This window comes from Pedobacter sp. Bi27, from assembly GCF_918698255.1.
GTDB lineage: Bacteria > Bacteroidota > Bacteroidia > Sphingobacteriales > Sphingobacteriaceae > Pedobacter.
The window spans coordinates 568610-590981 of the sequence record NZ_CAKKMW010000002.1 but is presented as its reverse complement, the minus strand read 5'-3'; the positions used below and the strand labels follow the sequence as shown (position 1 = coordinate 590981).

General features: G+C 38.5%; 20 protein-coding genes. 11 read left to right on the top strand and 9 right to left on the bottom strand.

The genetic code is table 11. The features are described 5' to 3' along the window. Positions 1-27: 27 nt before the first annotated feature. Positions 28-1092 (top strand): branched-chain amino acid aminotransferase, encoded by a 1065-nt coding sequence (locus LQ227_RS07920; protein WP_230142499.1) that lies wholly within the window; start codon positions 28-30, stop codon positions 1090-1092. A 127-nt stretch (positions 1093-1219) separates the two neighbouring features. On the opposite strand, the gene LQ227_RS07915 is transcribed toward LQ227_RS07920, so the two are convergent. The 5 genes from LQ227_RS07915 to LQ227_RS07890 form a co-directional block, all read right to left on the bottom strand. Continuing rightward, entirely contained in the window at positions 1220-1684 is a 465-nt protein-coding gene (locus LQ227_RS07915; protein ID WP_230142497.1) for a DUF4920 domain-containing protein, read from the bottom strand. Between the two features lie 325 nt (positions 1685-2009). Next, the gene (radA, locus tag LQ227_RS07910; RefSeq protein ID WP_230148954.1) at positions 2010-3386 is read right to left on the bottom strand and encodes a DNA repair protein RadA; all 1377 of its coding nucleotides are present in this window, start codon (positions 3384-3386) and stop codon (positions 2010-2012) included. Between the two features lie 394 nt (positions 3387-3780). Further along, positions 3781-5331: an Rne/Rng family ribonuclease gene (locus LQ227_RS07905; RefSeq protein WP_029274483.1), complete on the bottom strand. Its 1551-nt coding sequence runs from the start codon at positions 5329-5331 to the stop codon at positions 3781-3783. Positions 5332-5610: 279 nt separating this feature from the next. Continuing rightward, a complete protein-coding gene (locus LQ227_RS07895; RefSeq protein WP_230148952.1) occupies positions 5611-6489 on the bottom strand; it encodes a M48 family metallopeptidase in 879 nt (292 codons plus the stop codon). Positions 6490-6498: 9 nt separating this feature from the next. Beyond that, positions 6499-6801, bottom strand: coding sequence for an HU family DNA-binding protein (locus tag LQ227_RS07890; RefSeq protein WP_025143406.1), 303 nt, complete (start codon positions 6799-6801; stop codon positions 6499-6501). Positions 6802-6970: 169 nt separating this feature from the next. Here LQ227_RS07890 and mutY point away from each other — a divergent pair, with 169 nt between their 5' ends. After that, positions 6971-8032, top strand: coding sequence for an A/G-specific adenine glycosylase (gene mutY, locus LQ227_RS07885; RefSeq protein WP_230142492.1), 1062 nt, complete (start codon positions 6971-6973; stop codon positions 8030-8032). A 56-nt stretch (positions 8033-8088) separates the two neighbouring features. Further along, positions 8089-8526 (top strand): single-stranded DNA-binding protein, encoded by a 438-nt coding sequence (locus LQ227_RS07880; RefSeq protein ID WP_029274486.1) that lies wholly within the window; start codon positions 8089-8091, stop codon positions 8524-8526. A gap of 143 nt (positions 8527-8669) precedes the next feature. Here the strand turns inward: LQ227_RS07880 and LQ227_RS07875 are convergent, their stop codons facing one another. Then, on the bottom strand, positions 8670-10100 hold the full coding sequence (locus tag LQ227_RS07875) for a DUF4270 domain-containing protein (protein WP_230148950.1): 1431 nt from the start codon (positions 10098-10100) through the stop codon (positions 8670-8672). Between the two features lie 22 nt (positions 10101-10122). Continuing rightward, on the bottom strand, positions 10123-10947 hold the full coding sequence (locus LQ227_RS07870; protein ID WP_230143447.1) for a glycogen/starch synthase: 825 nt from the start codon (positions 10945-10947) through the stop codon (positions 10123-10125). A gap of 149 nt (positions 10948-11096) precedes the next feature. Here LQ227_RS07870 and panC point away from each other — a divergent pair, with 149 nt between their 5' ends. The 4 genes from panC (at position 11097) to LQ227_RS07850 (ending at position 15193) form a co-directional block, all read left to right on the top strand. After that, positions 11097-11942 carry a pantoate--beta-alanine ligase gene (gene panC / locus LQ227_RS07865; protein ID WP_230142487.1) on the top strand — a complete coding sequence of 282 codons (846 nt, stop codon included), beginning with the start codon at positions 11097-11099 and terminating at the stop codon, positions 11940-11942. 162 nt (positions 11943-12104) lie between these two features. Then, a complete protein-coding gene (gene panD / locus LQ227_RS07860) occupies positions 12105-12455 on the top strand; it encodes an aspartate 1-decarboxylase (RefSeq protein WP_029274491.1) in 351 nt (116 codons plus the stop codon). Positions 12456-12459: 4 nt separating this feature from the next. Then, complete coding sequence (locus LQ227_RS07855; RefSeq protein WP_230142485.1) at positions 12460-13440, top strand: lysylphosphatidylglycerol synthase transmembrane domain-containing protein; 981 nt, start codon at positions 12460-12462, stop codon at positions 13438-13440. 613 nt (positions 13441-14053) lie between these two features. Beyond that, a complete protein-coding gene (locus tag LQ227_RS07850) occupies positions 14054-15193 on the top strand; it encodes an acyl-CoA dehydrogenase (protein WP_230142483.1) in 1140 nt (379 codons plus the stop codon). A 64-nt stretch (positions 15194-15257) separates the two neighbouring features. Here the strand turns inward: LQ227_RS07850 and LQ227_RS07845 are convergent, their stop codons facing one another. Beyond that, a complete protein-coding gene (locus LQ227_RS07845; protein WP_230142482.1) occupies positions 15258-15602 on the bottom strand; it encodes a phage holin family protein in 345 nt (114 codons plus the stop codon). Positions 15603-15620: 18 nt separating this feature from the next. Between LQ227_RS07845 and LQ227_RS07840 the strand changes: the two genes are divergently transcribed. The 4 genes from LQ227_RS07840 to infB all read left to right on the top strand — a co-directional run bounded on the left by LQ227_RS07840 (position 15621) and on the right by infB (position 21052). After that, entirely contained in the window at positions 15621-16052 is a 432-nt protein-coding gene (locus tag LQ227_RS07840) for a hypothetical protein (RefSeq protein ID WP_230148948.1), read from the top strand. A 121-nt stretch (positions 16053-16173) separates the two neighbouring features. Further along, a complete protein-coding gene (gene rimP / locus LQ227_RS07835) occupies positions 16174-16638 on the top strand; it encodes a ribosome assembly cofactor RimP (RefSeq protein WP_230148946.1) in 465 nt (154 codons plus the stop codon). A gap of 2 nt (positions 16639-16640) precedes the next feature. Next, on the top strand, positions 16641-17885 hold the full coding sequence (gene nusA / locus LQ227_RS07830) for a transcription termination factor NusA (RefSeq protein WP_029274497.1): 1245 nt from the start codon (positions 16641-16643) through the stop codon (positions 17883-17885). 62 nt (positions 17886-17947) lie between these two features. Next, a complete protein-coding gene (infB, locus tag LQ227_RS07825; protein WP_230142476.1) occupies positions 17948-21052 on the top strand; it encodes a translation initiation factor IF-2 in 3105 nt (1034 codons plus the stop codon). 466 nt (positions 21053-21518) lie between these two features. Here infB and LQ227_RS07820 read toward each other — a convergent pair whose 3' ends face one another. Further along, positions 21519-22265 (bottom strand): DUF268 domain-containing protein, encoded by a 747-nt coding sequence (locus LQ227_RS07820; RefSeq protein WP_230142474.1) that lies wholly within the window; start codon positions 22263-22265, stop codon positions 21519-21521. Positions 22266-22372 lie beyond the last annotated feature (107 nt).

Sequence of the window (22372 nt, the reverse complement as noted above, 5' to 3'; positions counted from 1 at the left end):
CATTCACCCATTCAAAATTCAAATACAATGACCGAGACATTAGATATAAAAATCACCAAGGCAGCGCAAACACGTTTGGCTGTTACTGATTTTTCGCAATTACCGTTCGGTAAGGTTTTTACCGATCACATGTTTACTGCCGACTACGAAGATGGCGAATGGAAAAATTTACAGATTCTTCCTTATGGCCCAATTCCGATGAGCCCGGCAATTTCTGCACTTCATTATGGACAGGCAATTTTCGAAGGATTAAAGGCTTACCGCCAACCAGATGGTAAAATTAGCGTTTTCCGTGCTGATAAAAATTTCGAACGTTTTAACAAATCAGCCGCCAGAATGTCGATGCCAGGTATTCCTGAAGAAATTTTTATGCAAGGTTTAGCCGCATTAATCAATGTTGATGAAAAATGGGTACCTAATCAAGAAGATTATGCTTTATACATCCGCCCGGTAATGTTTGCAATGGATCCTTATTTGGGCGTTAAGGCATCCGATACCTATAAATTTGCTTTGTTAACTACACCAACTGGTCCATATTACAGTAGTGCGCTAAAGGTTAAAATTGAAACAGAATTTACACGTGCAGACGAAGGTGGTGTGGGCTTTGCCAAAACTGCTGGAAATTACGCACGTTCGTTATATCCTTTCGAGCAAGCAAAAAAAGAAGGTTACGATCAATTGATCTGGACAGATTCGGTAACGCATGAGTTTATTGAAGAAGCTGGAACTGCCAACTTACTTTTTGTAATTAATGGCAAATTGGTTACACCGTCAGTACGCAGTACGGTTTTGGATGGTGTAACGCGTGATACTATTATTAAACTGGCTAAAGATGCCGGAGTAGAAGTTGAAGAACGTAGGGTTTCTGTTAAAGAAGTGATCGAAGGAATTGAAAACGGAAGCTTAACAGAGGCTTTTGCCGCAGGAACTGCAGCTACAGTAACACATGTAGGCGAAATGGGCTATAATGGTCAGATCTATAAATTGACCGATCCATCTACAAGACATATTTCTAATGGCATTGCTAAAAAATTAAACGATATCCGTTACGGTTTAGCACCTGATGAATTTGGTTGGAACTGGGTTTTATAATTCGGAAACCATTTAAAGTAAACCCCGATGCAGCATATGCATCGGGGTTTCTTATTTATAATATCGTCATGCTGATCCGATAGCTATCGAATAAGGGTGCTGAACTCTACAATATTAATTCTGGGAATTATTTATCTAAAATCACTACGCCTTTAGCTTCGAAAGCCAATTCTTTTTTAGGATCGGTAATTTTGGCCACTTCTTCAGGAGATTTTTTAGCATCTTCTGCATAGTGGCGTAAAGTTTCCACCGAGATGGTTTGTTTCTTTGCCAACCCATCCAAAACTACTTTTTTGCCAACAATATCCATCGGCATAAAGAATGCATAATCTTTAAAAGTTACCCGCATTGGATCGCCATTAGGCATTTCTAAAGTCATCCAGCAGCCCTTTTTTTTACATACATCTACCACCTTGCCTTCGATTTTCATATCGGCAATTTTTTTATCCCCCATGGCAGCTTCCATTTTTGCGGCAGGTTTTACATCTCCTGGTTTAACTTCTTCTCCAAATTTTTGACCAGTATATGCGCCTTGAGCAAATGAAAATGCCGCAAATAGACAAAAGCCCAAGCTTACAATGATTTTTTTCATGATTTTATAATTATCCGGTTAATGATCTAATCAAAGTTATTTAAAATTTTTCATTAATAATGGAAAACAAAAAATCCCCGTTAACATCCATTAACGGGGAAAATCATCCCTATAATTGCAAATCACATTTTATGATGTACATTTAAATTATTATAGGCAAACTAGAATCCAAAAGTTTAATTTTTGTTTTGGTTGTAGTTAATGTGTTTGTATCCAGATAGTTGTTGTTTTTTTTCTGGGTTATTAATATTCAATGATCTTGTAGAGATGTAGAATATTATCTTCTTTCTGTGGAAACTTGTTGAGTTGTTTCCCCACCTTTTATCTATCCAAAAACAAGACTGAATACTTCTTCTATTTTACTTACTGCTTTAATCTCTAGGTTGTATTTGTTTGGATCAATTCCTTTCAAGTTGTATTTAGAGATGTAAATCGTTTCGAAACCTAATTTGTCTGCTTCGGCAATACGTTGTTCGATTCTGTTTACCGCCCTAATTTCTCCCGATAGGCCTACTTCTGCAGCGAAACAGTTTTTTGAAGAAACAGCGATATCCTGATGCGATGATATAATGGCAATTAATACAGCCAGGTCAATTGCAGGGTCTTCTACTCTAATTCCGCCAGCGATATTTAAGAAAACATCTTGCGTACTTAACCTAAAGCCACAGCGTTTTTCTAAAACAGCTAAGAGCATATTCATCCTTTTGGTATCGAAGCCTGTTGCTGAGCGTTGAGGAGTTCCATATGCTGCCGAACTCACTAAGGCCTGTGTTTCAATCAACATCGGCCTGGCACCTTCTAAGGTTGCGGCTATGGCGATTCCGCTCAGCTCTTCATCACGTTGTGAGAGTAAGATTTCTGATGGATTGGAAACTTCTCTTAAACCACTGCCCTGCATTTCATAGATCCCGAGTTCTGCGGCTGCGCCAAACCGGTTTTTTATGGATCTTAGGATACGATAAACGTGGTGCCTGTCGCCTTCGAACTGCAAAACAGTATCAACCATGTGCTCGAGTATTTTAGGTCCTGCAATAGCGCCATCTTTGGTGATGTGGCCGATAAGGAAAACAGGTACACCAGTTTCTTTTGCAAAACGCAATAATTCGGCAGTACATTCCCTTACCTGCGATACACTACCTGGTGTTGAATCGATATGAGCGGAGTGCAAAGTCTGGATAGAATCTACAACTAAAATTTCTGGTTCGAGAATTTCGATCTGTTTAAATATATTCTGTGTAGAAGTTTCTGTTAAAATGTAACAGTTGGATGAGGGGCTTTCCTGAATCCTTTCTGCCCGCATTTTAATCTGTTGTTCGCTTTCTTCACCGGAGATATAGAGCAATTTTTTGCCCTTTAAATTTAAAGCCAGTTGCAGCATCAAGGTCGATTTTCCGATACCCGGTTCACCGCCGATGAGCACTAGCGATCCTTCTACCAATCCACCACCTAAAACGCGGTCCAATTCTTTATCGCCAGTTAATATTCTACGTTCTGTTGACGATTGTATTTCATCAACCTTGCTTGGTTTGCTTAATTTGCGGCTAGTAGTATCGCTTTTCCAGGTTGGAACAGAAGCGGAGCTTTTTTCCACAATTTCTTCTACAAAGGTATTCCATTGGTTACATGACGGACATTTACCCAGCCATTTTGCCGATTCGTAGCCACAGCTCTGACAGAAAAATGCACTTTTTGATTTTGCCAATTGATTAAGGTTTTAGATTACGAATTTAACCTTTCAGGATTGAAAGTGTTTTTATTTTTTTGAACAATTAATCGTTTGCCCGAATCGTGTTTACGTTAAACCTCGCAGGTTTTCAAAACCTGCGAGGTTTGAAACATCACTATAAAATGCAGAGCCATTGTTGATAAACCTGATAGAACGGAAAGCCCGGAGCGAAGAATGAGTGAGGACTTGGAGGGATAGCAGGACTAAGTGGCCAAAACGCACAGGACAGTTGTTTCCCAAAAATATTGACCACCTAAGTCATCTGAGCACAACTTAGTGAGGCACTTAATTAATATTTTAGGTTTAAAATACACTTAAACAAAAAAGCCCAGATTTAAAAATCCAGGCTTTCTGTTAAATGTGTTTTGAGTTATAATTTAATCTCTTCATCTTTTGCGGAGATGAAGTGAAACTCGGTTAAGTGATAAGATGATTGTGCCTTAACTTTAATCCATTGGCCGTATTTAAAGAACCAGCGGCGTTGAAGGTTGAAAATGCCTTTTGTAATATAAGCTTCGATGTATGGGTGTACGCAAAGCGTTACGCCTTTTTCATTCTGCTCTCTTAAAATATAATTAAGGTTGTTCTCAATATCATCCATTAAAACGATACTCGCTTTAATTTCTCCGGTCCCATCGCAGGCCGGGCATTTTTCTACCGTAACAATATTCATTTCCGGACGAACACGTTGTCTGGTAATCTGTACCAAACCAAATTTGCTCGGAGGCAAAATAGTGTGTTTGGCTCTATCCAATAACATCAGCTCACGCAAATAATCGAATAGCATTTTACGGTTTGTTGGTTTGTGCATATCGATAAAATCGATTACCACAATACCGCCCATATCACGCAAGCGCAATTGACGGGCAATTTCTTTGGCCGCCTCTTTGTTTACCTGTAAAGCATTCTCTTCTTGATTTTCTTTACTGGCAGTACGGTTTCCACTATTCACGTCTATAACGTGGAGTGCTTCAGTGTGCTCTACAACAAGGTAAGCACCACCTGGTAAGTTTACTGTTTTTCCGAAAGCGTTTTTAATCTGCTTTTCTACACCAAAATGATCGAAGATAGGTTCTTTCTGTTTGTATAGTTTAACGATCTTTTCCATTTCGGGAGAGATGTCGTGAACATAAGAACGGATATCATCGTACAGCTCTGGCGTACTTACGTAAACGTTTGTAAAATCAGGGTTCAGAATATCGCGGATTAACGTTGATGATCTGTCCATTTCTCCCCAAACTCTTTTTGAAGGTTCGGTAGATGGCATTTTTTTAATGAAGTTCTCCCACTTAGCAATTAAATCTAAAAGATCTTTTTGCATTTCGGCAACTCCTCTGCCTTCAGAAACGGTTCTGATAATGACCCCAAAATTTTGAGGTTTAATACTTTCAATAATCTTTTTTAAACGATTACGTTCGGTATTACTTTTAATTTTTTTTGATACAGATATGGTATTGGAGAATGGCACCAGTACCACATACCTGCCGGCAATCGAAATGTCGGAACTTAAACGCGGTCCCTTTGTAGAAATTGGCTCTTTGGCAATTTGTACAGGTAGGAGCATGTTTTTACTGAGCACATCAGAAATTTTGCCAGCCTTGTTAATATCGGCTTCTAGCTTTAAATTATCTAATAATGTGCCTGTAACCGAGCCATTACGCTTGATCTTCGTTAGCTTAATTAAAGATTGCACCTGAGGGCCCAAATCAAAGTAATGCAAAAAAGCATCTTTTTCATAACCAACATCCACGAAAGCGGCATTCAGACCAGGCATAATTTTTTTAATGCGGCCTAAATAAATATCGCCTACAGCGTAGTTAATATTGATTTGTTCTTTGTGAAGCTCAACAAGTTGTTTGTCTTCAATCAACGCTATGGTAACTCCGGCAGGAGTCGAATTGATAATTAATTCTTTTACCAACAGCTACAGATTTAAGGCTTTCGCCTATTAACAAATGGATAGTAAATAAAAACAATGATGTAGCCAAAAAGATATACAATAAAAAAATCATATAAATTGTTTAAACCTCATAGTGTTTACTATGAGGTTTAACTGGCTTTATCAAATAAGAAACTATTTTTTCTTATGTCTGTTTTTTCTTAAACGTTTTTTACGTTTGTGGGTAGCCATTTTATGTCTCTTTCTTTTTTTACCGCTTGGCATAGTTTTAAGTTTTAAATGTTTTTATTAATCTGTTAATTAATTTTTATTCTTTAGTTCAGCCACCTTCTTATCAATGAATGAAGATAAGGTTGGGTTAGCCGCTAATTTTTTGCTTGATAGATAAGCATTTACTGCTTCTTTATTTCTGCCTAAATTTTCTAAAGCTGTTCCTAAATAAAAATAGGCTTCAGGAGTTGGAGCAGTGGCAATTACCGTGTTAAAACGAGGAATTGCTTTATCAAACTGACCTGATTTTATGGAGAACAATCCTAAATTCATATTGGCCTTTACATTTTTAGGTTCTTTAGCAACAACTTCTAACAACATTGCAATACCTTGCATTGGTGCGCCTAAGCCGTTTACTATTGTTACCCCTAAGCCTGTTTTAGCTTCAATGTTTGTAGAGTCTTTCTCTAATGCATTTTTGTAAGATACATTGGCTTTCTGCAATAAAGCAGGTTGCGCTATGCTATCTTGTGTGCTTTCAAAAGCTTTTATAAATTGATTACCGGCAGCTAACCACGATTTTGATGATGGTTCGCCTTCGGCTACAACTTCTAAATACAGTGCAGATGGCGTAATTTGCTCAACATCGTCCCATTTTTGAGCCAGTTGTTTAGCAAGTTCAATCTTCTCTGCGCCATTTGCGCCTTTGTAGCTGTTTTCTAAAGCTGTAATGTCTGTAGCCAAATTCTTGTTGATTACATTCTTTGCAGCAGTAGACGAAGTTTCGAGGTTTAGTACCGATGTAGTTGATGGAGAAGCTGCTCCGGCCATTGGGCCACTTGAAGGCATTTTTCCATTTTCTTCCGTTGGTTTAACCAAACCCTTAATGTCTCTTGTAAATAAGAATGCAACAAGCAATACAATCGCTCCAATAACTATGGTTTGTTTTGATCTGATGTTGCTATTCATATATAAGACTTAGGCTTCTACGTTAATTTTTTTTGAATTGCTTTTTACTTTATCAACAAATACTTTTGCTGGTTTAAAGCTAGGAACGAAGTGTTCTGGGATAATTATTGCAGTGTTTTTTGAGATATTTCTCGCAGTTTTTTGCGCTCTCTTTTTAACAACAAAGCTTCCGAAGCCTCTAACGTATACATTTTCACCGCCAATCATGCTGGTTTTGATAACCTTGAAAAATGCCTCAACTGTTTCCTGTACATCAACCTTCTCAATTCCGGTTTTTGTTGATATTTCTGAAATAATATCTGCCTTAGTCATATTTTATTATTTATTATATATTATGTTTTAATATTACTACTGTTTTGGGGTTGCAAAAGTATTGCTTTTTAATGAGATAGGGAAATAAAAGATGATTTTTTTATCACTAGACTTATCAGGCAATTGCAAGTTTTTTTTTAATCGGATAAATAGACCGTAATTTGCAGTAATGATATTTCAAAATGAACTCATCAATTGGTACCTGATAAACAAGAGAGATTTGCCCTGGAGGCATACCAATGATGCTTATACCATCTGGTTATCAGAGGTTATATTACAACAAACACGGGTAGAACAAGGGCTTCCGTACTTTAATAGGTTTTTGGAGAATTTCCCTACAGTTGCCGATTTTGCCAGTGCTACCGAAGCCAAAGTTTTGAAGCTTTGGCAAGGATTAGGTTATTACTCGAGGGGCAGGAATATGCATGCAACCGCTCAAATTGTGGTGAAAGATTATCATGGAATCTTCCCAAATCTGCATGATGAGCTCATAAAATTAAAAGGGATTGGCGAATATACAGCTGCTGCCATTTCCTCATTTTCGTCCGGAGAAGCACGTGCTGTGGTAGATGGAAATGTATTTCGGGTACTCTCTAGATTCTATGGTTTAGCTACGCCAATAAATAGCCCGGCCGGCAAAAAAGAATTTTATGCGTTAGCAAATAATTTGCTCTATAAAGAAGACCCTGCGCTATATAACCAGGCTATTATGGAGTTTGGAGCCATGCAGTGCAAGCCAAAATCGCCCAATTGCAGCATTTGTCCGCTTAATCAGAGCTGTTATGCTTTTAACCATAGCCAGGTAAATGTGCTACCGGTTAAAATTCGCAAAGCCGAACAAAAACACCGGCATATTAATTATTTTGTTTGTTTCGAAGATGAAAAAGTATTGATCAGGGAAAGACAAGCAGGGGATATATGGCAGCATTTATATGATTTCCCTAGCGTGGAAACTACAGCAGAATGCGAGTGGAGCGATTCACTATTCATCGATCGGGTAAAATTTGTATTCGGAAACAACGCCGATTTTACATTTATAAGCGCCAAAAAGCACATATTAACGCACCAAATAATCCATGTACAATTTTTTGCATTAAAAAATTATATATTTAACTTTAATAAACAAAAGGAACTTAATTGGGTTTCTTTAAGTAAATTAGATGAGTTACCGCAGCCAAAAGTAATCCATGATTTTGTTTTGGAGTATTTTTATAAGAACAAAATGGAGTAACTAACCATCTTATTCGGCGCACACTTAGAAAACGAAACAACTAACCAAAAATATTTATGTCTGGGATTAACAAAGTTATTTTAGTAGGCCATTTAGGCAAAGACCCTGAAGTGCGACATTTAGACGGTGGCGTAACAGTAGCCAGTTTTCCATTAGCTACCTCGGAAACATACAACAAAGACGGAAAAAGAGTAGAACAAACGGAATGGCACAATATTGTGTTATGGCGTGGCTTGGCAGAAGTTGCTTCCAAATACCTTCAGAAAGGCAAACTGGTTTACATAGAGGGCAAATTAAGAACAAGATCCTTTGAAGATAAAGAAAAGGTTAAAAAATATGTAACAGAAATTGTGGCCGAAAACTTTACCATGTTAGGCAGAAAGAGTGATTTCGAGCAAAGTCCAACTACACCAACGCATCAAAGTTCTGAAGCTAAAATTGAAGATGAATTTACAATTGGCCCATCAGATGAGAATGGAGATCTTCCCTTTTAATTAAAGGCTAAAATGCATAAAAAAAGCTACCTGATGAGAGGTAGCTTTTTTTATGCGCTTTATATTTCGTAGCCTTAAAATAATAATACAAAAAACTCCTGCCAGTTCTGCTAGCAGGAGTTTTTGTGATTACACTTAAACCGTTAATTAATTTTAGTGTAATAAATATTTAGTTTTATCTTATTTGCAGTTGCATCGCTGGCGCCTATAATCGACCTTTCTGCAGATGTAGCAGTAGATGTCCTCTGGAAATCGGTAAAAGATGTAGGAGCTAAGAATGTACCCTCATCTTCGATGTTTTTATCAATCAAGCCCTGAACGTAACTGGTTACAATAAAAATATAACGTTTCTTTAATGAATCGAAATAACCACCAAAAAGTGCTGCGCCACCAGAAGCACTGCTTGAAAAAGTTGCAAAATCAGGTATATCGGCTGGTTGTTGTGCAATATCCCAACGATATAAAGAAAGTCGTTGAGCGGCATTAAAAGGGTATGCTGGCGCATTCTCACCAATCTCTACAACTAACTCTGCCTTATTGATAATTGCTTTACCGTAAGTGCCAGTAAAACCTGCCAATCCTGGGAACGTTAACTTGGTTTTTACACCAGCTAAGCCTTGTAAATAAGTAACGCTATATGGAGCCGAAGGATTTGGAGTTGCAATCTGCTCCTGCACAGGTGTGCCTGTATAATCATGTTTAATATAAGCTGCTATACCAGAAATTACGTTTGCAGTTTGCGCAGCATTCGTAGCCATCTTACCAATAGGGAAATTTACACTTGTAGTATCTATACCGCTTGATGAGTTGGTTTTTTTCCAAACCAGTTGCAGGTAAGAATCACTTCCAGAAAAGTTAAAGAATGCAATTCCTCCAACACCTGTAGAAGATGTTTTATTGATCTGCGCATACAAGCCTTTAAACGATTCTATAAACTTAGCATCAGTTGCTGTTCCTGCAGTACCCAGATTAAGTATCGCATTTTGTATAAATGCCTTGTTTAAAGGGATCCTGATCTGTGCAGGTACGGTTTTTAAAGTATCAGTTTTGCCTGGAACAATAACAGATACCTTTCTTTTCGTGTTTGGTGCAAGTTTTCCTGTAAAGTTTCCTAAAAGTGTGTTGTTAATCGCTTGTATATCAGAGCTTTTGTAAGTTGTAACCTTGTTGGCTAACTGATAAACATCAATACTGTATTTAGAATTGGTGGTATCGCCATAAAATTTGGTTAGTGTAGATGTTGTATCTAATTTTAATACCAAAACTGCAGAGTCTAACACCGGAGCAGTACCGAAATCATAACTTGCACTCACCGGGTAAACCGTTAATGCTAAAGCTGCCTCGGTTTTTCCAAAGGTAGGGTCTACCATGTATCCCAATGGATAACGGTTTAATCCGTAGGTATTGGCAGCATCTTCTTGTACAAGTTGAGACTTAACCGGCGATACCACCAGCGTTCCGGTAATTGCCGCGTTCGGATCTACATCTAAACCAACACCATCAGGGTTTTTGCACGATGCAAAAAGAAAAAGACCTATCAACAGGGTTAATAAGTCTTGTTTTGTAAATTTCATATTTAAAATAATAATACCTTAATTAAGCAAGTGAAACCAGTTCGTCATTCGAAATTTCTTCATAAAAAGTATAGAAGTTTTCGAAATTCTCGGTTAAGTTAAAAGCTAATGTTGGCTTATTGGAATCTTTAACAAATTTTAACACATCTTTATTTAAGTTTTCATCTGCTAAAACTACTGCATCAGAGTGTGTTATCGCACCGATGTGCATGCTGTCGCAATCAGATGGTAAGAATGCTTTAGTGTCATCCTCAGTCATATTGGCCATTACTGCTTTATTCGCGAAATTAGCATTTAATTTCTCTGTAAAGCCATCCTCATAAATAGAATATACTACTTTGGAATTTTTAAAAGTAGGATCATTTTTATAAGTTGTTTTGATATAGGCAGGAACTAATGCACTCATCCAGCCATGGCAGTGAACGATATCTGGCGCCCAGCCTAATTTTTTAACGGTTTCCAATGCGCCTTTGCAAAAGAAAATTGTGCGTTCATCATTGTCGTCGAAGAATTTCCCGCTCGCATCTCTAAATACTTGTTTGCGTTGGAAATATTCTTCATTGTCTAAGAAATAAACCTGCATGCGTGCAGCTGGGATGGAGGCTACTTTAATGATTAAGGGATTATCGTTGTCATCGATAATGATGTTCATTCCTGATAAGCGGATTACTTCGTGTAAACGATTTCTTCTTTCGTTGATGTTACCAAATTTAGGCATTAAGATGCGGATTTCGAATCCTTTTTCTTGCATTGCTTGTGGTAATTGGCGCGTAATTTCAGAAATTTTAGTAAGCTCGAGGAAAGGCGACATCTCGTGTGTAACAATCAGCAGCTTCGTTTTGGCCATCTCCATATTCTAAGAAAATATTAAGTTAAATAAAAGATAATGAGCTGCAAAGGTAAGCATAATAATACTATTTATCAATATAGCAAGCATTTGTTTGGTTTCGTTTAGATTAATTTACACCTTTACGGCTTTAATTTAGTTTGTCCAAATTGGAAATATTTAAAACCAAAGCAGCACTTAAGGCTTTTTTAAAACCCTTAAAAGCATCAGGTAAAAAAATAGCACTTGTGCCTACCATGGGTGCCTTGCACAATGGTCATATATCGTTGATAAAACTGGCCCAACAAAATGCCGATATCATTATCTGTAGCATATTTGTAAATCCAACGCAGTTTACAGATCCCAAAGATTTAGAGAAATACCCGCGCCCAATCGAACACGATTTGACCATGCTGGCCGATGCTGGTTGTAACGGTGTATTTATGCCAAATGTAGATGAAATGTATCCTGCCGGGGCCGACGAGGCCTGGCACATTGATTTGGGGAATGCCGAATTTCTGTTGGAAGGCGAATTCAGAAAGGGCCATTATCAAGGTGTAACGCAGATTGTAAAAAAATTGTTTGATGCCGTTGAGCCAGATGTAGCCATGTTCGGACAAAAAGATTTCCAACAGGTATTAATGATCAAGAATATGCTGGCTTATTTTAAGCTGCCCATCACCATTATTACCTGTCCGATTATCCGAGAAGCCGATGGTTTAGCCATGAGCAGTCGAAATATCCATTTATCGGCCGATGATCGCAAACATTCGCTCGTGCTGAGTAAATCGCTTCAGTTCGTTATCGATCATTTTAACGAATATTCACTTACAGAATTGGTGGATAAGGCAAAAGTATTCTATCAGGGTATTGAAGGGGTGGAACTCGATTATTTTACCATTGCCAATGGCGATACACTGGAACCAGCCAAATCAAAACATGAAAATAACCTGATTGCACTGGTTGCCGCAAAAGTAGGTTCAACCAGGCTGATCGATAATATGATTATTAAGTGATGGATGATGTAGTCGGTTAATGGTTCATAGTCTTATGGTTGATGGCCAGGGCGCCTAAGCTATCAACTATGGACCATTAACTATTCACATTTAACATTCTGCTACTTTGCGAAACTCCAAACTGATGACTGAAAACTCCAAACTGATTACTAACTTTGCCGAATGGTTATCACAATATTAAAATCGAAAATACACCGTGTTAGGGTAACACAAGCCGAATTGAACTATGTAGGCAGTATTACGATAGATGAAGATTTGATGGATGCAGCTAACATTATCGCTAATGAAAAGGTGCAGATCGTAAATAATAATAATGGTGCACGTTTCGAAACTTATGTGATTAAAGGCGAACGCGGTACCGGAACCATCTGTTTAAATGGCGCAACAGCCCGTTTGGCTCAGCTTGGCGACATTCTCATCATTATGTCGTATGGCTCATTACCAATAGAAGAAGCGAAAAAATACAATCCAATATTGGTTTTTCCTGATGATAATAACCACTTGCTAAAATAACCTTGTGACAATCGACCTCAAAACAGCGCTAAAATATATCATCCTGTTTTTAATCGGGATAGGGGTTTTATATTTAGCTTTTAGAGGTCAGGATTTAGGAAAGATCTGGCAGGAAATCAAAACCGCCAACTACTTTTGGGTAATTACTTCCGCATTTGCCGTATGGATTGCACATGTATTACGTGCTTTGCGCTGGCAAATGCTGTACAAATCTATTCATTACAAAGTGAGTTTCTGGAATGCTTACCATGCCGTAATAATTGGCTATCTGGCTAACCTTGCTTTACCGCGCTTCGGAGAGATTGGCCGTTGTTCAGTTATTCACAAAGCCGAAAAGGTGCCCATGTTTGCTTCTATAGGTACCGTAATTACCGAACGGCTATTTGATGTGCTGATGCTTTTTCTCACCAGTTTGGCAATGCTGATTTTTCAGTATGATATGGTAGCCGATTTTCTTTATCAAACCATATATGTCAATCTTATTAAAAAATTAAGTACGATTAACTATTTGTGGCTGGTTGGTTTGGGGATCATTATTTTGCTGCTCGTTGCTGTTGCAATATATTTTCTCCGTCAAAAATTCAGTAAAAAGTTCTTACGCATTTTTGTAAGCCTGCGCCAGGGATTTGGCTCATATAGTAAGTTAAAACAAAAAGGATTATTTTTAACGTATACACTAGGGATATGGCTTTTCTACTCACTTTCTATGTATTTCGCCTTTTCTTCTATTCAAGCTACTTCAGGATTACATTTTAACGCTGCATTTACCGCAATTGTATTTTCTGGTTTTGCTATGGCAGCCCCTGTTCAGGGCGGTATTGGCATTTTCCACTGGATGGTTGCGCAGTCTTTGGTGCTGTATGGCATATCTTTTAAAGATGGTTTGGCTTACTCAACCATTATTCATTCTTCGCAGATTTTATTGATTCTTGTTTTAGGAAGTTTAAGCCTTGGGCTCATCCTGACTAAAAGAACAGTTAGATGATTTTTTTTATGGGCGTTTTAACACGCTGTTCACTGTATCTTTTTGGTAGAAAAAACCAAAAAGGATGCCGCTTCCATCGTTAACGCAGACCCTGCAAGTAAATAAATATTGTACAACTATCTTTGGCTATCGTAACCGAAGTATTACCGCTATTGCTTTACAAAAAACTAAATATTTTGTAACAACAAGAAAACCTGTAAAACACGCAAGCACACCAAGATATCACATAAACAGGTGCTTAAATTGGGAGTCGCCGCTGCTGTCGGGTTTATGATTAGCGGTTTTGTTCTCCTGGCACTACACGTTGCTCCTAAACCCGATTAAAAGCGAACACGGAGCGCAGCGAAGTAAAGCGTAAAGCGGGGCCATGGCTGCCAAACGCTCAGAACCCCTCATTTCCAAGACAATAGCCTAAAATGAACATTTTTTAGGAAAAGTGGAAGCCGGTGTGCTTTGGGCTCTAATCCCGCGATTCGCTATGATCCCGATAGAAACAGAATCTAAATACGCCGTCGCAACATGAAATGAATTTAAAAATAAATTACTATGCAACCATAGTAATTTCGATCATTAATGCTACATTTGATTTACTAACCTTTTATACATAAATGTTATGCATTTTGAATTAAGTGAAGAACAATTAATGATCCGGCAGGCTGCCCGCGATTTCGCGCAGCAGGAATTAAAGCCGGGTGTAATCGAACGAGACGAACATCAGAAATTTCCGGCCGAGCAGGTAAAAAAACTTGGAGAACTTGGTTTTTTGGGGATGATGGTGAGCGAAAAATATAACGGAAGCGGACTCGATGCCATTTCTTACGTTTTGGTAATGGAAGAGCTATCTAAAATCGATGCCTCTGCATCAGTTGTGGTTTCGGTAAACAACTCTTTGGTTTGCTATGGATTAGAGGCCTATGGCAGTGAAGCCCAAAAGGAAAAATATTTAAAGCCACTTGCAGCTGGAGAAAAAATAGGCGCATTTTGTTTATCAGAACCCGAAGCCGGATCTGATGCTACCTCGCAACGTACGACCGCTGAAGATAAAGGCGATTATTATCTACTGAATGGTACAAAAAACTGGATCACCAACGGCGGTACTGCATCAACCTATCTGGTTATTGCACAAACCCACCCAGAGTTAAGGCATAAAGGTATCAATGCTTTTATTGTAGAGAAAGGGATGGAAGGTTTTACCGTTGGACCAAAAGAAAATAAACTCGGCATCCGCGGATCTGATACACATTCTTTAATGTTTAACGATGTGAAGGTGCCAAAAGAAAATAGGATTGGCGAAGATGGCTTCGGTTTTAAGTTTGCCATGAAAACTTTGGAAGGTGGGAGGATCGGTATTGCGGCCCAGGCTTTAGGTATTGCACAGGGTGCTTTCGAGTTGGCCACGCAGTATGCTAAAGAGCGAAAATCATTCGGCAAACCAATTTCCGAGCATCAGGCCATTGCTTTTAAACTGGCCGATATGGCTACCCAGATCGAAGCAGCCAGGTTATTGGTTTATAAAGCTGCCTGGTTAAAAGATCAGGGTTTACCTTACACACAGGCCGGTTCTATGGCCAAGCTTTTTGCTTCAAAAGTGGCGATGGATGTAACCATCGAAGCTGTACAAGTGCACGGTGGTTACGGTTTCGTAAAAGAATACCATGTAGAACGGTTAATGCGCGATGCTAAAATTACTCAGATTTACGAAGGTACATCTGAGATCCAGAAAATGGTGATTTCGAGAGAAGTGATCCGTTAGTTTTTGAGCTTGGAGCTGGGAGCTTGGAGTCACAAGTCCAAACTCTCAACTCAAAACTCCCAACTTATTCTTTTTCGCCAACTACAGCGCTAAACACTGCTTTAATTAAGGCTACAACTATAGCCAAAAATGCAGCAGCGATAAAACCTGAAGTGTTAAAAGAGGTCATCATATTATCAACCAATAAAATCATTAAAACGGTAATGATAAATGATACTAGTCCAAGCGTCAAAAAATTAACAGGGAATGTTAATAATCTTAAAATGAACCCGATGGTTGAGTTTGCAAGTGCAACCAGTACTGCAGCAATAATGGATGTTGCATAACCATCAACATGTACGCCAGGTACTATTCTTGCGCCGATAAAAAAGGCTAATCCCATCAAAAGGATTTCGATAATAAATCTCATAATTGTTTATTTTTGTAAATGTTCAAATGCTTTTTTAAATACCAGGCCATAATTGCTATTGTCCTATTCACATTTTCATGTTCGAATACAAACAACAGGCCAATAATTAAGTTTTCTGGGGATAGTTCATCAATAATAATTAAAAATATTGATGAGGCGAGCCTCTTGCAGGTTAAAAATGCCTATCAGGCTAACACAGATACACTTAATTTGGTTTCTGTTTTAGTAAAACCGGGCGAAATGGACAGTATCCAGGATGAACTGGAAGTGCCTGGCAAGGTTAAGATACTTGGAGATTCACTGGTATTTAATCCCGATCAGCCTTTTCTTAAGGGTAAAGAATATCTGGTTGAGAGTTACATCGGGATAAAATTTGCAACCGTCGGCGATCTGATTATGGGGAAGGGTAAGCAAAATTTAAAAGCGCAGCAACAAACACTTAAACGGTAATAATCAGCATAATAATTAGCGCAAGTGTTTGATTTTTTCTAAAAAATTACTACATTTGCATCGTAATCGAAGAAAAGAGAAGGGGACAATGTCCCCTTTTTCTATGAAATCAGGTTAAAATATGCAGGTAGAAAAGAGAGTTGCAGCCCTCGTTGAGGAAAAAATAGCAGATCGGCCAGAACTGTTTCTGGTTGAGGTGAAAATGTTGCCAAACAATAAATTAATTATCCATGTTGATGGCGACGAAGGTATTAGCATAAAGGATTGTGTGGCCATAAGCAGGCATGTTGGTTTTCATCTCGAAGAAGAAAACGCAATAGAACAGGCTTATAATTTAGAAGTTTCTTCGCCGGGTGTTGGTGAGCCTTTAAAGTTAATCCGTCAATACAATAAAAATATTGGCCGTACAGTAAGCATTAAGCTGAAAGAAGGATTAAAAAAAGAAGGGAAACTGCTGGCGGTTACAGAAAATAATCTGCTGATTGAAGAATCGGTTAAAGAAAAAGGGAAAAAGGCGGTAACAATTCAAACAGATGTTCCGTTTAATGATATATTAGAAACAAGTGTGTTAATTTCATTTAAGTAAAAATGAGTACTACAACAATTAATTTGATCGACTCTTTTCAAGAGTTTAAAGATTTCAAAAATATAGATCGCCCAACGGTGATCAGTGTGCTGGAAGAAGTTTTTCGTAGCATGTTGCGTAAAAAATACGGAACAGACGAAAACTGTGATGTTATCGTGAATCCGGATAACGGTGATTTGGAGATCTGGAGAACGAGAAAAGTAATGGAAGATGGATTTTCTGAGGATGATGATTTAGAGATTGAGCTTGCTGAAGTTTCTAAGTTAGATAGCACTTTAGAAGTTGGCGATGATTATATCGAGCAGATTACTTTAGAAAGTTTTGGCCGCAGAGCAATTTTAGCTGCACGTCAAACTTTGGTGTCTAAAGTATTGGAATTAGAGAAAGACGAAATTTTCAAAAAATATAAAGATAGAGTAGGCGAAATCGTAACAGGTGAAGTTTACCAGGTTTGGAAGAAAGAAACTTTGGTTTTAGATGATGAAGGCAACGAACTTTTAATGCCTAAAACAGAGCAGATTCCAGCAGATTATTTCAAAAAAGGCGATTCTGTAAGAGCGGTAATCTCTAAAGTAGAAATGATCAACGCTAACCCGAAAATTATCATTTCGAGAACAGCACCAGAATTTTTGCAACGCCTGTTCGAACAGGAGGTTCCAGAAATTTTCGATGGTTTAATTACCGTTAAGAAAATTGTTCGCGAACCAGGAGAACGTGCTAAAGTTGCAGTTGAATCGTACGATGACCGTATCGATCCGGTTGGAGCGTGTGTAGGTATGAAAGGATCACGTATCCATGGTATCGTTCGCGAATTGAAAAACGAAAACATTGATGTGATTAATTTCACCAATAATATTTCATTATACATTACCCGTGCTTTAAGCCCGGCAAAAATCACCTCTATTAAATTGGATGATGAAACCAAACATGCATCGGTTTACTTAAAACCAGATCAGGTTTCACTGGCAATTGGACGTGGCGGACACAATATTAAACTTGCTGGTAAATTAACTGGCTACGAAATTGATGTGTATCGCGAAGCCGGAGAAGAAAACGACGAGGATGTTGATTTAGAAGAATTCTCAGATGAGATTGATAGCTGGATCATTGATGAATTAAAGGCTATCGGTTGCGATACTGCTAAGAGTGTATTAGCACTTACAGTAGAAGATTTGGTAAAACGCACCGACCTTGAAGAGGAAACCATTAAAGAAGTGGTTCAAATTTTGAAGTCAGAATTTGAATAAGTGGTGTAATTGCCAAATAAACACTACTTTTGTATTAAATAAAAAACAATAACAGGAGCTAAATGTCAGACGACAAACCAATCATTTTAATTAAAGCTATTAAAGAACTTAATATAGGCATGGGTACGGCCGTTGAGTTTTTAAACAAAAAGGGATTCTCTGCCGAGAAGAGCCCTATGTTTAAACTTACGGGAGACATGTATAATGCCTTATTGAAAGAGTATCAGGGAGATAAGATCGTAAGAGAAGAAGCCAAACAAATAGTGATTGGTAAAATACGTCGTGACGAGCCTGAGACTGAAAAGCCAGTAGAAGCGCCGAAGAAGAATACCGATTTTGAGAAAAATGAAGAGATTTTAATTAAAAATGCTCAGTCATTTACACCTCCGGTAGAGAAACCAAAGGTTGTAGAAACCCCTAAGGTAGAAACGCCAGCGCCAACACCAGCCCCTGCGGCAGCAGTAGAGCCGGTAAAAGAAACTAAGGCAGAAGATAAAGTTGAAGAAACTGGATTGCCAGGGGTTAAAATTGTAGGGAAGATCGATTTAAATGATCTTAACTCGAAAACACGCCCGGCTAAGAAAGAAGAAACACCTGCTGCACCAGCACCTGTTGTAGAACAGCCGGTGGTTAAAGCCCCTGAGCCTGTAAAACCAGTTGAACAACCTAAAGTGGAAGAGAAACCGGTTGAGGTTAAAAAGGAAGAAACGGCTGCTGCTCCAGCGCCAGTTGTAGCGCCACCAGTGGCTAAAGCACCTGAGCCTGTAAAACCAGTTGAACAACCTAAAGTGGAAGAAAAACCAGCTGAAGCAAAACCGGTAAGCAACGAGCCTGAAGTAATTAAAGCGCGTACCGTTAAATTAACCGGTCCGAATATTATTGGTAAAATTGTTTTACCAACAACTCCGGATAGAAGGAACGGTCCGGTAGCATCATCTAGCGATAGTGAAGCTGCTAAACGTAAGCGTAAACGCAAAAAAACTCCAGGAGCACCGGGCCAACCTGGTCAACACGGTGGTCAAGGCCAGCAAGGACAAAATAATCCTGCAGGTCAAGGCCAGGGCCAAAGTGGTACACCAGGGCAACCTCGTACACCTTATCAAGGTAACAGACCAGGTGGTGGAACTCCATACCAAGGTAACAGACCAGCAGGACAAGGCGGAACTCCATACCAGGGAAATAGAAATAACAACAATAACAGACCAGGTTTCCAAAATAGAAATGCTACACCAAGCGGACCTAAAGAAGAACCTACTGAGAAGGAAATTCAAGATCAGATCAAAGCAACACTTGCCCGTTTAAGTGGTGCCGGTAAATCAGGTAAATTTGCACAACGTGCTAAATTACGTCGTCAGAAACGTGATGATGTAGCATCGAATGCAGAAGAGGCTGCAAATGAGCTTGAATCTCAATCGAAAATATTAAAAGTAACAGAATTTGTTACGGCTAATGAGTTAGCGAGCATGATGGATGTACCGGTTACCAAAATTATTGGTACTTGTATGAGTCTAGGGATGTTCGTTTCCATTAACCAACGTTTAGATGCTGAAACCTTAACCATCGTTGCAGATGAGTTTGGTTACGAAATTCAATTCGTTAAACCAGATGAAGATGAAGAAAATGTAATTGAGGAAGAAGATAACGAGGCAGATTTAATCGAGAGAGCTCCGGTTGTTACGATTATGGGTCACGTCGATCACGGTAAAACCTCATTGCTGGATTATATCCGTAAAGCAAACGTGGTAGCTGGTGAGGCAGGTGGTATTACCCAGCACATTGGTGCTTACATGGTAACTACACCAACCGGTAAAAAAGTAACCTTCTTAGATACTCCAGGTCACGAAGCCTTTACAGCGATGCGTGCACGTGGTGCTAAGGCTGCCGATATTGCCATTATTGTTATCGCGGCTGATGATGCGGTAATGCCTCAAACAAAAGAGGCGATTAACCACGCACAGGCTGCAGGTGTACCATTGGTATTTGCTTTCACTAAAGTAGATAAGCCAGGTGCAAATGCAGATAAAGTACGCGAGCAATTATCAGTAATGAATATCTTGGTTGAAGATTGGGGTGGTAAATATCAATCACAGGAAATCTCAAGCAAAAGCGGCTTAAATGTTGATTTACTTTTGGATAAAGTATTATTAGAAGCAGAATTATTAGAGCTGAAAGCGAATCCGAATAAGAGGGCTACAGGTACTGTAATTGAGTCGGCATTAGATAAAGGACGTGGTATTGTAACTACGGTATTGGTTCAGGCCGGTACGTTAAGAGTGGGAGATCCAATCTTAGCGGGTAGTTATAGCGGACGTGTAAAAGCATTAACCAACGAGCGTGGTGCTAAGGTAGAATCAGCAGGCCCATCACAACCGGTACAGGTTTTGGGTATGCAAGGTGCACCTACAGCAGGTGATAGATTTAATGCTTTAGAAAGTGAAACCGAAGCACGTGATATTGCAAACAAACGTATGCAGTTACAACGCGAGCAGGGATTACGTACACAGAAACACATTACATTGGATGAGATCGGTCGTCGTTTGGCTATCGGTAACTTTAAAGAGCTTAACATCATTGTTAAAGGTGATGTGGATGGTTCAATTGAGGCATTAGCCGATTCATTGTTGAAATTATCGACTGAGCAAATTCAGATTAATATCATCAGTAAAGGTGTTGGTCAGATTTCAGAATCTGATGTATTGTTAGCTTCGGCTTCTGATGCGATCATTATTGGTTTCCAGGTTCGTCCATCAACAGGTGCACGTAAACTTGCAGAAGCTGAGCAGATCGATATCCGTTTATATTCTATCATCTACGATGCAATCAACGAGATTAAATCAGCGATGGAAGGTATGTTGGATCCGGAATTCGAAGAGAAAATTGTGGCTAACGTTGAGATTCGTGAGACTTTCAAAATTACTAAAGTGGGTACCATTGCAGGTTGTATGGTATTGGATGGTAAGATTACCCGTAACAGCAAGATCCGTATCGTTAGAGATGGTGTTGTAGTGTACACCGGTGAACTGGCCTCATTAAAACGCTTTAAGGATGATGTGAAAGAGGTTAATAAAGGTTACGAATGTGGTTTAAACATTCAGAACTTTAACAACATCGAAGTTGGCGATATCGTGGAAGCTTACGAACAAGTAGAAGTAGCTAGAAAGCTGTAATTCTACAGTATATTATAAAAATTAGAGTGGCCTCAAAAGGGCCACTTTTTTTTGTGCTAATAGATTCTTTATCTTAAAAATCCGATAATTTTGAGCTTGTATCTTAAAAATATCAAATAATTTTAAGTTGCTACTCAGATTGCGACAGCTTATGCCGATCATCTGCATTTTGGCTTACAGCCGATGGCAACGAAGTAAATTTTATTGTAGAACAACACTTAAACAAAGGAATTGCTTACGAGGTGAAGTATAATGATGTTCAGTTTAACCCTACGTAAAAAAACAGAGGCTATCAGGTTATAGCTTGTTGATGAGAAGATAAACCAACTTACCGGCATTAAAAATATTGATGCTTTTTTTGCGGAGAGAAATTATTTTGGTATGTCTCAGCTTCATAAACTGTAATATTTACATACGAAAAAGAGCCTCAATAATAAATTGAGGCTCTTTTTCGTATAATGGGAGGCTATTTAGTTTTACTAAACCAAAAGCAGCCACAGCCATAAAACTGTTTTTTAAGTAATTCGTCTGATGGATTAAGCACTAGCCCGCCGTCTGCTTCATCTTCAGGTATTAAGGTAACTTCTTTAAGTTCCAGATCTGAAAACAAATTTAAAACCTGATCCTTTGAATAAATGCGGTGTGCATTAAAACAGATTACATCTTTTGCCCCTAGAGGAACAACGAATAACAAATTGCCACCAATTGCTAATACCCGCGTCAATTCTTTTACTGCTTTAATATCCGCGTCGTAATCCAGAGGGTCTCCATAACGGCCTAGGCCAACATGCTCTACTGTATGCATGCATGATAACGATTCGATGGAGCCAGATTCAAATGGCAAATTCATTAGGTCGCCAGATAAGGATTTCAAATTTGGTAATTCTAGTTTTGCTGGTCGATAATCATAAAACTCAACAGGTAAAATTGCCGACAGCATAGAACAGAAATGCAGCGTCGATGAGATGTCTATATGTTTAGAAGGCTTATTGTTTATGATTATTCTGATTGCCCAAGCAGGATGATAAACGTAATGCCTATCAAAGCCTGTATCTGCTGTATTATCAAATAAACATGGATAAAGATTTTCTTCACCCAAAGAAAAACGTTTTTTTGAACGTTTCTCTAAGTCAAGCAATTGTTTAAATTCGGCTTTGAATTTTATATTATGGGAATTGTCTTTAGAAAATGCTTTTCTTATTTTTTTAATCATACTAAATCCTAATTATTCGCCCGACTAAGATAACGCAATTATTTAATGAAATCTTCCGGCCATACCTAATATTAAATGATTTAAACTTGTAACGGCGTAAAAATAAT

Coding starts and splice junctions, on each gene's coding strand:
- LQ227_RS07890 (WP_025143406.1), bottom strand. CDS start 6,801: ATGACTAAGGCAGATATTATTTCAGAAATATCAACAAAAACCGGAATT.
- LQ227_RS07845 (WP_230142482.1), bottom strand. CDS start 15,602: ATGAGATTTATTATCGAAATCCTTTTGATGGGATTAGCCTTTTTTATC.
- LQ227_RS07895 (WP_230148952.1), bottom strand. CDS start 6,489: ATGAATAGCAACATCAGATCAAAACAAACCATAGTTATTGGAGCGATT.
- LQ227_RS07875 (WP_230148950.1), bottom strand. CDS start 10,100: ATGAAATTTACAAAACAAGACTTATTAACCCTGTTGATAGGTCTTTTT.
- LQ227_RS07850 (WP_230142483.1), top strand. CDS start 14,054: ATGCATTTTGAATTAAGTGAAGAACAATTAATGATCCGGCAGGCTGCC.
- LQ227_RS07915 (WP_230142497.1), bottom strand. CDS start 1,684: ATGAAAAAAATCATTGTAAGCTTGGGCTTTTGTCTATTTGCGGCATTT.
- infB (WP_230142476.1), top strand. CDS start 17,948: ATGTCAGACGACAAACCAATCATTTTAATTAAAGCTATTAAAGAACTT.
- LQ227_RS07840 (WP_230148948.1), top strand. CDS start 15,621: ATGTTCAAATGCTTTTTTAAATACCAGGCCATAATTGCTATTGTCCTA.
- panD (WP_029274491.1), top strand. CDS start 12,105: ATGGTTATCACAATATTAAAATCGAAAATACACCGTGTTAGGGTAACA.
- LQ227_RS07820 (WP_230142474.1), bottom strand. CDS start 22,265: ATGATTAAAAAAATAAGAAAAGCATTTTCTAAAGACAATTCCCATAAT.
- LQ227_RS07870 (WP_230143447.1), bottom strand. CDS start 10,947: ATGGCCAAAACGAAGCTGCTGATTGTTACACACGAGATGTCGCCTTTC.
- rimP (WP_230148946.1), top strand. CDS start 16,174: ATGCAGGTAGAAAAGAGAGTTGCAGCCCTCGTTGAGGAAAAAATAGCA.
- LQ227_RS07920 (WP_230142499.1), top strand. CDS start 28: ATGACCGAGACATTAGATATAAAAATCACCAAGGCAGCGCAAACACGT.
- LQ227_RS07880 (WP_029274486.1), top strand. CDS start 8,089: ATGTCTGGGATTAACAAAGTTATTTTAGTAGGCCATTTAGGCAAAGAC.
- nusA (WP_029274497.1), top strand. CDS start 16,641: ATGAGTACTACAACAATTAATTTGATCGACTCTTTTCAAGAGTTTAAA.
- mutY (WP_230142492.1), top strand. CDS start 6,971: ATGATATTTCAAAATGAACTCATCAATTGGTACCTGATAAACAAGAGA.